This window comes from Streptomyces sp. NPDC054786, from assembly GCF_053611685.1.
The window spans coordinates 124,683-137,722 of sequence record NZ_JBSHAW010000019.1 but is presented as its reverse complement, the minus strand read 5'-3'; the positions used below and the strand labels follow the sequence as shown (position 1 = coordinate 137,722).

Sequence of the window (13,040 nt, the reverse complement as noted above, 5' to 3'; positions counted from 1 at the left end):
GAGGACTTTCTACCCGCCCCTGCGCGGGCCCGTCATCACCGCGGATCGAAGTCGGCGGCGGACTGCTCGTCGAAGATCCGCATGGCTTCCGTGGTCACCGGGCCCGGGACGTCGGCGAGTTGGCGGCGGTCGATACGGGTCACGGCCTGGACGTCGCGCAGGGTGGAGGTCAGGAAGATCTCCTCGGCCCGCTCCAGGGCGTCCAGCGGCAGATCGGTCTCCTTGGCGCCGGCCCAGCTGACGGTCAGGGCACGGGTGATGCCCGCCAGGCAGCCGGAGTGCAGCGGCGGCGTGTGCAGTTCGCCGTCCAGGACGACGAAGACATTGGAGCCGGTGCCTTCGCAGAGCGCACCGACGGTGTTGGCGAACAGCGCCTCGGAAGCGCCCCGTTCACGTGCGCGGGCCAGGGCGACGACGTTCTCGCCGTACGACGTGGTCTTCAGGCCGGTGAGCGCCCCGCGTTCGTTGCGGGTCCACGGGACGGTGACGGCGGCGGTGGTGTCGGGGCGGCGTTGGGTCTCGGAGAGCGCGATGACCAGCGTGGGACCGGCGTCGCCGCGGTCCGAGCCGAGCGGTGAGACGCCGCCGGTGTAGGTGAGCCGCAGCCGGCCCAGCGCCATCGGGTTGGCGTCGAGGACCGCCGCGCAGCCGCGCCGCACCTCGTCAAGATCGGGGTCGGGCAGCCCGAGTCCGCGGGCGGAGGTGGTCAGGCGCTCCAGATGGCGGGTGAGGGCGAAGGCGCGGCCGTGCTCGGCCTTGATGGTCTCGAAGACTCCGTCGCCGACCGTCAGCCCGTGATCGAAGACCGAGACCCGGGCGCCCTCGGCGTCCTGCAGCCCTCCGTTGAGCCAGATCTTCATCGCTTTCCTCCACTCGCCTCGTGCAGGCCCGACGCTACCGCGAGCAGCCTGCGCGCCTTCAACTCGGTCTCGGCCCACTCCCGCTCCGGATCGGAGTCCCAGATGATCCCGGCGCCGGCGCCGAAACGGAGCACCGGGCCGCCGGGCGGGGTGCGGTCGATCCAGAACGTACGGATGCCCACCGCGAGCTCGCCGGTGCGGCGGTCCGCGTCGACCCAGCCGATGCCTCCGCAGTACGGGCCGCGGGGCGCGGTCTCCAGCTCGTCGATGATCCGCAGTGCGCTGGACTTGGGGGCACCGGTGACCGATCCGGGCGGGAAGGTGGCAACCAGCAGATCCGCCCAGGCGGTCTTCTCATTCGCCTCGGCCAGTTCACCGCGCACGGTGGAGACGAGGTGGACCAGGCCGGGGTGCTCCTCGACGGCGCACAGTGCCGGGACGGTGACGGAGCCGGTGGCACAGACCCGGCCGAGATCGTTGCGGACCAGGTCCACGATCATCACGTTCTCCGCCCGGTCCTTCGCCGAGAGGTCCGCCGCGGTCCGGCCGGTGCCCTTGATCGGGCCGGACGCGACGGTCCGGTCGTCACGCCGCAGATACAGCTCCGGTGACGCACTGGCGATCTCGACGCCATGGCCGGGCAGCCGGATCGTGCCCGCGTACGGCGCCGGGTTGCCGCGGGCCAGCACCGCGGACAGCGCGTCCACGTCGGCACGGCCGGGGTCGGGCAGCGGCGCGGTCAGCACCCGGCAGAGGTTCACCTGGTAGACATCGCCGGCCGCGATGTGTTCACGGATGCGCCGCACCCCGCAGGTATAGGCGTCGCGGTCCAGGGAACTGGTCCAGGCGCCGGGTGCGGGGCCGCGCCAGCCGTCGGGGGCGGGCCCGTCCGCCGCGGTGGCCGGTCGTACGTCGCCGAAGCGGGCGCAGACCACCGCGCCCTCGAAGTCGGCGGCCACGGCCCACCAGCCTGTGGAGTCCAGAGCTGCGGGATCGCTGGTCACATCCAGCAGGTCGGTGGCTATCAGGCCGCCGAAGCGTGCCATCGGAGCGAAGTCGTGCACGTCAGCGAGTCTATGGCGGCGGCCCGGACCGTGCCTGTGCCGAGCGAGCAGCGCAGCACGCTGCACAAACGCGTTTTTGTACTGGCCCCGGAATCCGCTAGAGTTCAACACGTCGCCGGGACACGCAAGTGCCCCGGAGGCCGCGTAGCTCCCGGACGTAGTCTGGGAGAGACATCTGCGGACGTAGCTCAGTTGGTAGAGCACCACCTTGCCAAGGTGGATGTCGCGAGTTCGAGTCTCGTCGTCCGCTCGATGTGGGGGATCTTCCCGAACCCCCTCACTCCTGGTGGAGTGGCCGAGAGGCGAGGCAACGGCCTGCAAAGCCGTCTACACGGGTTCAAATCCCGTCTCCACCTCCAAGGACGATTAGCTCAGCGGGAGAGCGCTTCCCTGACACGGAAGAGGTCACTGGTTCAATCCCAGTATCGTCCACTGGAATCCCCGACTGTGCTTGACCGGGGGTCCGTCCCGCGCGATTAGCTCAGCGGGAGAGCGCTTCCCTGACACGGAAGAGGTCACTGGTTCAATCCCAGTATCGCGCACGTAGCTGCGGATCTTCGTGATCCGCGGTCCCGAGGACGATTAGCTCAGCGGGAGAGCGCTTCCCTGACACGGAAGAGGTCACTGGTTCAATCCCAGTATCGTCCACACCTGAACCCGAGGGCCGGAGCATTCGCTCCGGCCCTCGGTCGTTGTTCAGGAGGAGAAGAGCATGTGGCCGAAGCTGCGGTGGTGATGGCCGTGGTGGCCATGGTGACCGTGGTGGCCCTGGTGCGGGGCGCCCCAGGCGGGGGCGGCGGGGTAGGCCTGCGGGGCGGGCGGCGGCGGGGCCTGCTGGGACCACTGTGACTCGAGACGGGTGAGCGCCTCCAGCTCCCCGTAGTCCAGGAAGATCCCCCGGCAGCCGGCGCACTGTTCTATCTGGACGCCGTTGCGGTTGTACGTCTGCATCGGCGCATGGCACTTGGGGCACTGCATCGTCGGCTCAACTCCTGTCATCCATCACGGCTCACTGAGACGCCGCCGGAACGGCGTCCCGGCGACGAGGTGTTCACCCTATGTCCGGGCCGGCGGGCGCCAAGTGGTCCGGGAGGGAAGTCATCCGGGCGCAGGCGTCGACAACCGCTGTCTCGACCTCGTCCAGGGGGCGGGAGGCGTTGGCGGCCTTGGCGACGGCGAGCGCGGCGGTCTGCACGGTCAGGGCACGGGCCGGGATCTCCAGGTCGGGCCAGGGATCGCCGGACGGCCGTACGGCAGGGCCGCCGGCGGCGCGGTAGGCGGCGAGGAAACGCGTCCAGATCTCCGGCGCGAGCAGGCCGGTGGCGAACCACGCGGCGGGGCGGGCCAGGTCCCAGGCGCTGTCGCCGCTGCCGAGGTCGTCGATGTCGATGAGGAGCCAGGGGCCGTCGGTGGCCGGGTGGCGGACGAGCTGGCCCAGGTGCAGATCGCCATGGCAGAGGGTGCCGGCGCGCGGCGGCGGGGCGGCGTCCCGGGCCCACGGCGGCAGCACGGCCCAGGCACGCTCGACGGCCGCGGCGGCCGCGGGCAGCGATCCGGTGCCGGGCCGGGGCGCGGACGGCGGGCCGCCGCCCGGGGCCAGGGCGGTGCGCAGGCGGGCCAGGGCGCGGGCGGCCTTGGCGGGGCCGCGCATCGGCGGTACGGGGCCGGGCAGTTGACGCGGGTCGACGGTGTGCAGACGGGCCAGCAGGCGGGCGGCGGCTTCCCAGGGCGCGGCGTCGGGGTCGTCGGGCGGGACCGGGCTGCCGTACGGCCAGCGGGTGAGGGCCCGGCCGTCCTCGGTGAGGGTGAGGAAGCCGTCGGGGGCGGTGACCGGGAGCGGGGGCAGCAGGATGCCGTGCAGCAGCGGGTGGGCGGCGATCCGCAGGCGGGCGGCCAGGTCGTGCGGGTCGCCGTCGGGGGCGTGTGCCTTGGCGACCGTACGGCCGCTGCGGACGACCGTGCCGTCGGGGCGGTCGGCGAGCACCTCGGGGGCGGTGGCCGGTGCGTCCGGCCGGGCCGTCGTCGCGGACAGGGCGGCCAGGCGGACGAGCAGTGAGGTGGTCATCGATCCCCCGAGTCCTGCGCGTGCCGGATGCGCCGTGGGTGGTGGTGCGAGCTGTGGGCGGCCCGGAGGGGGATCGTACGCGCGGTGCGGGTGGGCCGGTCAGGGCAGGTGGCCGGGAAAACTCGACGGCCGGGCATCTCCCCAGATGCCCGGCTGTCGTGCCGTCCGCCGCACCCCCGTCCCCACGGGGTTTTCGGCCGGAGGTCCCCCGTCCCGGGCCGCTCTCCCGGGCCTGGGGTGCCGCTCAGCGCCCCAGCATTCCGGCCACGGACGACGCCTGTGTCATGACGGCTTCCCAGCCGCCGAAGACCACGGCGAGAACGATCGCCAGCGGCAGCACCATGGCCACCGCGACGAGGGGGTGGCGAGTGCCGGAGGACTGCCGGCCGCCGAGCACGGCAACGGCTCGCCGCCCCTGCGCCCGAAGGACCGTCCGTCCTGGGATCTCCGCCATCGTCCCGCTCCCGTCGTGACTGGAGCGGCGGGCGTTGACCTCGGGGGACGAGTGCTGCGCCCGCCGCTTGAAGACAACAGTAGGCACGCGGCCACCGACGGGCGTCATGCCGTCGTACTGATTGGTCGGCCTCCAGGAGGATGACGGGTCCGCGCCCCGTGTACTCCCCTGGGTGGAGAGACGGCTCCGGGCCTTGGGGATCTCCCCCAGGGGTCCGTTGCGCTGCCGTGGCCCGCGCACTCCTGAGGGTGACCTCGCTCACGTCGTCCGCTCCCCCGCGCACCGCTCTCGCGCCCCTGCGGACTGCCGCGCCCACCCTCGCCTTCCGCCCCTCGGCCGCATCCCCGGCATCCGCCGCCAACCCGTCCCGATCCCCTTACATCCCGCCAATCCCCCTTCTGCGGCGGATCATTGGGGTCCCGTACGGGAAGTCGGCATGCCCGGCGGCCGGTTTTCCTCCCGCACTTCGAGAATCGCACCCGCCACCGGCAATCCGGCCACCGACGCATGCGCGGCCTCTCAGCACAGCGAGCCGTCAATCCGTAAGCTGTGCCACGTCAGACGGTTGGCAGCGGAGGGGGCTCCCCACCGCAGGTAGGGGACGGACATGGCGATGATGCGGCTCCGACGCGAGGACCCGCGTGTCGTCGGGACGTTCCGGCTGCACCGCCGGCTCGGTGCGGGCGGGATGGGCGTGGTCTATCTCGGCTCGGACAAGCGCGGGCAGCGGGTGGCCCTCAAGGTGATCCGGCCGGACCTGGCGGAGGATCAGGAATTCCGCTCCCGGTTCGCGCGAGAGGTCTCGGCGGCCCGGCGGATCCGCGGCGGCTGTACGGCCCGGCTGGTCGCGGCCGATCTCGATGCGGACCGCCCCTGGTTCGCCACCCAGTACGTCCCGGGACCCTCGCTGCACGACAAGGTCAACGAGGCCGGTCCGCTGTCCCCCGCGCAGGTCGCCTCCATCGGCGCCGCGCTGTCCGAGGGGCTGTTGGCCGTCCATGACGCGGGAGTGGTGCACCGCGACCTGAAGCCGTCCAACATTCTGCTGTCGCCCAAGGGCCCGCGGATCATCGACTTCGGTATCGCCTGGGCCACCGGCGCCAGCACGCTGACCCATGTCGGTACGGCCGTCGGCTCGCCGGGGTTCCTCGCACCGGAGCAGGTGCGCGGTGCCGCGGTGACACCGGCGACGGACATCTTCGCGCTGGGCGCCACCCTCGCATACGCCTGCACCGCGGACTCCCCCTTCGGGCAGGGAAGTTCGGAGGTCATGCTCTACCGCGTGGTCCACGAGGAGGCCCAGCTCGCCGGGGTACCGGACGCGCTGGCGCCGCTGCTCGCCTCGTGTCTGGCCAAGGATCCGGCGGACCGTCCCAGCACCCTGTCGCTGTCGCTGCGCCTCAAGGAGATCGCGGCACGTGAGGCGCACGGTCCGTCGGGCGGGCCGCTGGAGAACGGGGCGGGTGCCGAGGCCGGTTGGGAGCGTGCGGAGCGCCGTCCTTCGGACCGGCCGACCGGGCAGCGGGCCGAGGAGTATGCGCGCCAGCACACCGAGCGGCGGACGGCCGGCAGCTCCTCGCCGCGTCCGCATCCGTCCCGCCCCCCGACTCCGCGGGACGCGGTCTCCCGGCCGTCCGGTCCGGCCCCGGCCGCGAGGAAGAATCCGCGGAAGACCGGCGGGCGCACGGCGCGACGTGTTCCGGCCGCACGGCCCACGGGGCGCAACGGGACGCGCACTCCGGTGCGTACGACGTCGGGCGGACGCCGGCCCGGCCCCGACCGCAGGCTGCTGCGCCAGCGCGTGATCGTGTTCGTGGTGGTGACCCTGCTGGTGGCGCTCGGTATCGCGGCCGCTCAGGGGTGCCAGGGGCCGGCCCATGGGCTGGGTGTCGAGCGGCCGGTGCCGGTCGCCCCGTCCGGAAGCGTGGACGGGCCCTACGGGGTGGGGGAACAGAACCAGTAGGGGAGGCGGATGCCCCCTGCGGGCCTCAACGCGGCGGGTTCGGGGCGGTATTCCCGTGGAGTTCGGGGCGGTGTTCCCGTGGGGTTCTGGGTGGTGTTCCCGTGGGGTTCCGGGTGGTGTTCCCGTGGAGAAGCACTGGCCGGGCGGGCCGACCGGGCAGGGCGCAGACACGCCCTAAGCGGGCCCGCCCGTCGCCACCGCGTAGAACGCGACCGCGGCGGCCGCTCCGACGTTGAGCGAGTCCACGCCGTGTGCCATCGGGATGCGGACCCATTCGTCGGCGGCCCGCAGCGCGCCGGTGCTCAGACCGCCGCCCTCCGCGCCCAGCATCAGGGCGGCACGCTCCAGGGTGTGCGGAGCGGCCTCCTCGATGGCGGTGGCCTTCTCGGCCGGGGTGAGAGCGAGCAGCTTGAAGCCCGCTTCCCGTACGGCGGCCAGATCCCGGGGCCAGCTCTCCAGGCGGGCGTACGGCACGGAGAACACCGCGCCCATGGAGACCTTCACCGAGCGGCGGTAGAGCGGATCGGCACAGTCCGGGGAGAGCAGCACCGCGTCCATGCCCAGGGCCGCCGCGCTGCGGAAGATCGCACCGATGTTGGTGTGGTCGTTGACCGCTTCCATGACGACGATGCGCCGGGCCCCGGCGAGGAGTTCGGCGGCGTCCGGCAGCGGCTTGCGCTGCATGGAGGCCAGCGCGCCGCGGTGCACGTGGTAGCCGGTCACCCGCTCGGCGAGGGCCGGGCTGACGGCGTAGACCGGTGCCGGGACCTCGTCGATCACATCACGCATGACATCGACCCACTTGGCCGAGAGCAGCATGGAGCGCATCGCGTAACCGGCGTGCCGGGCGCGCCGGATGACCTTCTCGCCCTCGGCGATGAAGAGCCCTTCCGCGGGCTCGCGCCGGCGCCGCAGCTCGACGTCGGTCAGGCCCGTGTAGTCGGCCAGTCGCGGGTCGTCCGGGTCATCGACGGTGATGATTTCTGCCACGGGGAGATAGTGCCTTGTCGGTGTCGGGGTTCCCATACCTCGTACGGGATCGGTTACCTGTGGGTAGGGGCGGTCGCGACGGCGACGACATCGCCGATGACGATGACCGCCGGGGGGCGTACGCCCTCGGCTCGTACGGTCTCGCCGAGGGTCGCGAGGGTGGCGTCGACCCGGCGCTGGGCCGCGGTGGTCCCCTCCTGGATGACGGCGGCCGGGGTCTCGGATGCGCGGCCGTGCTCGATCAGCTTGGCGGCGATGGCGCCGCTGTTCTCCACGCCCATCAGGACCACGAGGGTGCCGCGCAGCTTGGCGAGCGCGGGCCAGTCCACCAGCGAGCGTTCGTCGTCGGGGGCGACATGGCCGCTGACGACGGTGAACTCGTGGGCGACTCCGCGGTGGGTGACCGGGATGCCCGCGGCGCCGGGCACGGAGATGGTGCTGGAGATGCCGGGAACGACGGTGCAGGGGATGCCGGCGTCGGCGAGCGCCTGGGCCTCTTCCATGCCGCGGCCGAAGACGAACGGGTCGCCCCCCTTGAGCCGGACCACGGCCTTGCCGGCCTTGGCGTGCTCGATCAGCGCGTTGTTGATGGCCTCCTGGGCCATGAACCGGCCGTAGGGGATCTTCGCGGCGTCGATGACCTCGACGTGCGGCGGGAGTTCGGCGAGCAGATCGCGGGGGCCGAGCCGGTCGGCGATCACGACATCCGCCTCGGCGAGCAGCCGGCGGCCGCGGACGGTGATCAGGTCGGGGTCGCCGGGGCCGCCGCCGACCAGGGCCACGCCCGGGGTGTGCGGGCGGCGGTGGTGCGGGGCGGCGAGGCTGCCGTCCCGGAGCCCCTCGACGATCGCGTCGCGCACGGCGGCGGAGCGGCGCGGGTCGCGGCCGGTGAGCACCGCGACGGTGACGCCCTCGCTGCGACCGGTGGCCGGGGTCCAGGCGGTGGCCGCCTCGGCGTCGTCGGAGCGTACGCACCACACCCGGCGGTCCTCGGCCTCCTGGGAGGCCGCGGCATTGGCCTCGGCGTCGTCGGTGGAGATCAGCGCGTACCAGGCGTCGGCGAGGTCGCCGTCCTGGTAGCGGCGGCGCTCCCAGCGGACCTCGCCGGCGTCGGCCATCGCCTCGACGGACGGGGTGGCGGACGGGGAGATCAGCAGGACATCGGCGCCCGCGGCGACGAGGGACGGGAGACGGCGCTGGGCGACCTGTCCGGCGCCCAGGACGACCACCCGGCGGCCGGACAGCCGCAGTCCGACGGGGTAGGCGGCGTGTTCGGCGACGTGCTCAGCCATGGCGGTACGGCTCCTTGTGCGGATGATGCGAATGCGGCGGCCGGCTCAGCCGCTGCGGCGCCGGAGCGGCTGGTGAAGGGTGGTACGGCCCTGGGACGGTACGGCCCCGGCCCACAGCCTATGGGGCTGCGGGCCGGGGGTCATGCGGGGGCGGTGGCTGCCCCGCTCAGCTCTTCTCGGTGACTCCGGCGGAGTCGAAGGTGGCGACCTCGTGCATGGCGCGGGCGGCGCTCTGCACCACGGGCAGCGCGAGGAGGGCACCGGTGCCCTCGCCCAGCCGCAGATCGAGGTCGACCAGCGGGCGCAGACCCAGCTTGTTCAGGGCCGCGACATGGCCGGGCTCGGCGCTGCGGTGGCCGGCGATGCAGGCGGCCAGCGCCTCGGGGGCGATGGCACGGGCCACCAGGGCGGCGGCGCCGGCGCTGACCCCGTCGAGGATCACCGGCGTACGCAGCGAGGCGCCGCCGAGGATCAGTCCGACGAGGGCGGCGTGCTCCAGGCCGCCGATCGCGGTGAGGACACCGATGGGGTCGGCCGGGTCGGGCTGGTGGAGCTCCAGGGCGCGGCGGACGACATCGACCTTGCGGGCATGCGTCTCGTCGTTGATGCCGGTGCCGCGGCCGGTGACCTCGACCGGGTCGACGCCGGTGTAGACGGAGATCAGCGCGGCGGAGGTGGTGGTGTTGGCGATGCCCATCTCACCCGTGAGCAGCGCCTTGTTGCCGGCCGCGACGAGGTCACGGGCGGTGTCGATACCGACCTCGATCGCCTTGAGCACGTCCTCCTGGGTCATCGCCGGGCCCGCCGTGAAGTCGGCGGTGCCGGCGCGGACCTTGCGCGGCAGCAGACCGGGGGTGGCGGGGAGGTCGCACGCGACACCGACGTCCACGACACAGACCTCGGCGCCGACCTGGTTGGCGAAGGCGTTGCAGACCGCGCCGCCGCCCAGGAAGTTGGCCACCATCTGGCCGGTGACCTCCTGGGGCCAGGGGGTCACGCCCTGGGCGTGCACCCCGTGGTCACCGGCGAAGATCGCGACGGCGGCCGGCTCCGGGATCGGCGGCGGGCACTTGCGGGACAGCCCGGACAGCTGCGCGGAGATGATCTCCAGCATGCCCAGCGCCCCGGCCGGCTTGGTCATCCGCTTCTGCCGCTCCCAGGCCTCGCCGAGCGCCTTGGCGTCCAGCGGGCGGATGCCCTGCAGGGTCTCCTGGAGGAGGTCGTGCGGGCTCTCGCCGGGCAGCGCGCGCCGGCCGTAGGTCTCCTCGTGAACGACCCAGGACAGCGGACGGCGCTTGGACCAGCCGGCCTGCAGCAGCTCGGGCTCCTCCGGGAACTCGTCGACGTAACCGATGCACAGATACGCGACGACTTCGAGGTGCTCGGGCAGGCCCAGTTCGCGGACCATCTCCCGCTCGTCGAAGAAGCTCACCCAGCCGACGCCCAGGCCCTCGGCGCGGGCGGCGAGCCAGAGGTTCTCGACGGCGAGCGCGGAGGAGTACGGGGCCATCTGGGGCTGGGTGTGCCGGCCGAGGGTGTGCCGGCCGCCGCGGGTGGAGTCGGCGGTGACGACGATGTTCACCGGCGTTTCGAGGATCGCCTCGATCTTCAGCTCGCGGAATTGCTTGGCGCGCGCCTTGGGCAGCGACTTGGCGTAGGCCTCCCGCTGCGCCGTCGCGAGCTGGTGCATCTTCTCGCGGGTCTCGTCCGAGCGGATGACGACGAAGTCCCAGGGCTGGGAGTGGCCGACGCTGGGGGCGGTGTGGGCCGCCTCCAGGACGCGCAGCAGCACCTCGTTGGGGATGGGGTCGCCGCGGAAGCCGTTGCGGATGTCGCGGCGTTCGCGCATCACCCGGTGCACGGCGGCGCGCTCGGAGTCGTCGTACCCGGCGGCCGGGGACGGCAGATCGGCTGCGTCGGGCGCCGCGGGGCCGGAGCCGTCGGGTGCCGGCTGCTCCCCGTCCGTCTGCGGCTGGTCGTCGCCGAGCTGGACGAGTTCGGCCGCGTCCAGCTGCTGGGGCCTCTCGTCGGCGGGGGCGTCGGCGACGGGGACGCTGTCGGGCGCGGGCCCGGCCGTCGAGGGCTCTTCGGCGGCGGTCGGCGGGGTCGGGGCGTCCGCGGTGGACGGCTCGCCGGAGGCCTGGGCCGGGATGTGGACGGCAACGGGCGGGGCGTCCGCGGGCAGATCCGCGAGGTCGCCGGGCTCGGCTGCCTCCACGGTCCCGTCGGTCTCCGCGGGCTCGTCGGTCGTCCCGTCCGCGGCGGGGCCTGCATCCAAGGACGCCCCGGCCATCGGGTCGTCCGGCTCGCCGAGCTGATCCGGGTCGTCGGGGCCGGCCCCCACGGGCGCCTGCTCGTCGACGGCGTCCGCGCCCTGCGGCGCGGCCTGCGGTGCGGGCGTCTCGGCGGCCGGCTGCCCCGCGGTGTCCACGGGGGCAGCGGGCTGCGGCTGTCCGACGGCCGGTTCCTGCGTCTCGGGCGGCTCTATGACCGTCTGCTCCAGGGGAGCGCCACTCTCGGTGACGGGCAGCGCGACAGGGCCCTGGGGAGCAGCGGCGGGGGCGGCGATGGGGAAGTCGTCGGTACCGGCCTCGGGCGCGACGGTGTCGGGCCGCGGCTGGGCCTCGTCGGCGGCGGGGGCCGGGTCTGCGGGCTGGAGCCGGCCGGCGGCCTCGGGCCCGGCGACGGCCTCTCCCGGGTCGGCGCTCTGCCCGGGCTGCGGTGTTTGGGCCGGGTCGGCGGCGGCGTCGGCCGGCTGCCCGGATGCGGGCTCCCCGGCCGGGTCGACGGCTTCGACCGCGACAGGGGCCGGGGCCCCGGCGGACTGCGCCCGCACGTCGGGCTCGGCTCCGGCTTCGGCGGACCCACCCTGTTCCGCGGGCTGCTGCGGGATTTCGGCGGCCACGGCCTCGGGGCGCTGGGCGGCCACGGAGCCGGCGTCCGGTACGGGCAGCACGTCCGGTGCGGCGGTTTCCGGCACAGCGGCCTCCGCCTCGGCCGTTCCGTCCTGGCCGGACGCGGCCGCGTCGGGCAGGGCGTCCACCGTCACGTCCTGCGGCTGCGCCGGCGCCGCTGCCCCGGCCGGGGCGTCCTGCACGGCATCGGTGGGTTCCGCGACGACGGCCGAGCCGTCACCGGTCTCCGCCGCGCCCTCGGTCGGCAGCGGCATCGGCTGCAACTGTTCGGCGGGCGGTACGGCCTCGGTGACGGGTGCGGAGGGCGCCTCGGGGGCGACCGTTTCTGCAAGGGGGGCCGACGCCGCCTGGGCCACGGCCTCGTTCCACGACGGCACCTGCGACGGGATCTCGCCGAGCTGCGGGCCGGGCAACGGGCCCTGACCTGCGGCCCCGTAGGTCTGCTCGGCGGACAACTGCCCACCGTAGGGCTGCTCGCCATAGGGCTGCCCACCGTACGACGGCGCCGCATAGCCCTGCTCCGCCCCGGCCGCGTCCCCGAAAGGCTGCCCGGCGTACGGCAGGCCCGCGTCGGCCGGCGGGCCGGACAGCGGCTGTTCGCCCACCGCGGCCTCGGGGGCCGCGGCCGGGACGTCGAAGTATTCGGGTCCGCCGGTGGGCGGTCCCGCGTGCCGCGCGGGCTGCGCGGGGGCATCGGCCGGTCCACGGTCGGCGAGCGAGCGGACCACTCCGCCGGTCGCGTCGGGGACGGGCGGACCCATGTGCAGCGGGCGGCGCTGGGGCGTGGCGGGCGCCGCGGCGCGGACCTGCTGCTCCGGTGCCGCGGGCTGCGGGATTCGCACGGCGCTGAGGTCGACGGAACCGGAGTCCCGGCCGCCGCTCTCGTGGTCACCGGTCGGGGCGGGCATCGGCTCGAAGCCGGTGGCTCCCTGGTCGGCCGGGTCGAACGGCGCGGCCTGCTGGGGCTGCTGCTCCGGACCCTGGTGGGTCTCCTGCGGCTGCGGGAGCGGCTGGGGTGCCGGCTGCTCGCTCCAGGCGCCCTGGGCACCCGGCATCAGCAGCAGATCGTCGTCCTCGACGACACCTTCGGCCTGGTCGAGATAGGGGTATTCGCCGGGAGGGGGCACCATGCCCGGCAGCTCCGTCGGTCCGGCGTCGGCAGGGGAGGGAGCGGCCGCCGGCTGCGGCTGCCCGGGATGTCCGCCTGCGTTCTCCGGCTGTCCCTCGCCCGGGACCTGGCCGGTGTCGGTCATGCGTACCCCTCGCCCATTGGTAGTGCTCCTTCCAACCGCTCGTGCGACGCGCTCGACCGGGGCGCGCCGACGCCCGATAGCTAGAACGAGCGAGCACGCCTCGCGGCACGTCCGCTCTCCAGAGCTTCATATTCGGCCAAAACCACGGCATTTTCCGGATATTGGCGTACGAAGCCGAATGCGG

Annotated in this window: 9 protein-coding genes and 5 tRNA genes; 6 read left to right on the top strand and 8 right to left on the bottom strand. The window is 73.9% G+C overall.

Annotation, left to right across the window (positions count from 1 at the left end):
• Positions 1-35: 35 nt before the first annotated feature.
• Complete coding sequence (locus tag ACWGI6_RS17975; protein ID WP_453268394.1) at positions 36-860, bottom strand: aminotransferase class IV; 825 nt, start codon at positions 858-860, stop codon at positions 36-38.
• Positions 857-1,924 carry a chorismate-binding protein gene (locus ACWGI6_RS17970; protein ID WP_453268393.1) on the bottom strand — a complete coding sequence of 356 codons (1,068 nt, stop codon included), beginning with the start codon at positions 1,922-1,924 and terminating at the stop codon, positions 857-859. The genes ACWGI6_RS17975 and ACWGI6_RS17970 overlap by 4 nt, the downstream gene beginning before the upstream one ends.
• Before the next feature lie 177 nt (positions 1,925-2,101).
• Between ACWGI6_RS17970 and ACWGI6_RS17965 the strand changes: the two genes are divergently transcribed.
• The 5 genes from ACWGI6_RS17965 (at position 2,102) to ACWGI6_RS17945 (ending at position 2,572) form a co-directional block, all read left to right on the top strand.
• Positions 2,102-2,174 (top strand) — tRNA-Gly (locus ACWGI6_RS17965).
• Between the two features lie 35 nt (positions 2,175-2,209).
• Positions 2,210-2,283 (top strand) — tRNA-Cys (locus ACWGI6_RS17960).
• A gap of 1 nt (position 2,284) precedes the next feature.
• Positions 2,285-2,356: transfer RNA gene (locus ACWGI6_RS17955), tRNA-Val, on the top strand.
• Positions 2,357-2,394: 38 nt separating this feature from the next.
• A tRNA-Val gene (locus ACWGI6_RS17950) sits at positions 2,395-2,466 on the top strand.
• A 34-nt stretch (positions 2,467-2,500) separates the two neighbouring features.
• Positions 2,501-2,572: transfer RNA gene (locus tag ACWGI6_RS17945), tRNA-Val, on the top strand.
• 48 nt (positions 2,573-2,620) lie between these two features.
• Here the strand turns inward: ACWGI6_RS17945 and ACWGI6_RS17940 are convergent.
• The 3 genes from ACWGI6_RS17940 to ACWGI6_RS17930 form a co-directional block, all read right to left on the bottom strand.
• Positions 2,621-2,902: a TFIIB-type zinc ribbon-containing protein gene (locus ACWGI6_RS17940; RefSeq protein WP_453268392.1), complete on the bottom strand. Its 282-nt coding sequence runs from the start codon at positions 2,900-2,902 to the stop codon at positions 2,621-2,623.
• 73 nt (positions 2,903-2,975) lie between these two features.
• A complete protein-coding gene (locus ACWGI6_RS17935; RefSeq protein WP_453268391.1) occupies positions 2,976-3,989 on the bottom strand; it encodes a phosphotransferase family protein in 1,014 nt (337 codons plus the stop codon).
• Positions 3,990-4,233: 244 nt separating this feature from the next.
• Entirely contained in the window at positions 4,234-4,443 is a 210-nt protein-coding gene (locus tag ACWGI6_RS17930; RefSeq protein WP_453268414.1) for a hypothetical protein, read from the bottom strand.
• A 607-nt stretch (positions 4,444-5,050) separates the two neighbouring features.
• Between ACWGI6_RS17930 and ACWGI6_RS17925 the strand changes: the two genes are divergently transcribed.
• Positions 5,051-6,406 (top strand): serine/threonine-protein kinase, encoded by a 1,356-nt coding sequence (locus tag ACWGI6_RS17925; protein WP_453268390.1) that lies wholly within the window; start codon positions 5,051-5,053, stop codon positions 6,404-6,406.
• Positions 6,407-6,580: 174 nt separating this feature from the next.
• Here ACWGI6_RS17925 and ACWGI6_RS17920 read toward each other — a convergent pair whose 3' ends face one another.
• The 3 genes from ACWGI6_RS17920 to cobT form a co-directional block, all read right to left on the bottom strand.
• Positions 6,581-7,396 carry a TrmH family RNA methyltransferase gene (locus tag ACWGI6_RS17920; protein ID WP_453268389.1) on the bottom strand — a complete coding sequence of 272 codons (816 nt, stop codon included), beginning with the start codon at positions 7,394-7,396 and terminating at the stop codon, positions 6,581-6,583.
• 53 nt (positions 7,397-7,449) lie between these two features.
• Positions 7,450-8,688, bottom strand: a complete 1,239-nt coding sequence (gene cobA / locus ACWGI6_RS17915) for a uroporphyrinogen-III C-methyltransferase (protein WP_453268388.1) — start codon at positions 8,686-8,688, stop codon at positions 7,450-7,452.
• A gap of 166 nt (positions 8,689-8,854) precedes the next feature.
• Positions 8,855-12,856, bottom strand: coding sequence for a nicotinate-nucleotide--dimethylbenzimidazole phosphoribosyltransferase (gene cobT, locus ACWGI6_RS17910; protein ID WP_453268387.1), 4,002 nt, complete (start codon positions 12,854-12,856; stop codon positions 8,855-8,857).
• Positions 12,857-13,040 lie beyond the last annotated feature (184 nt).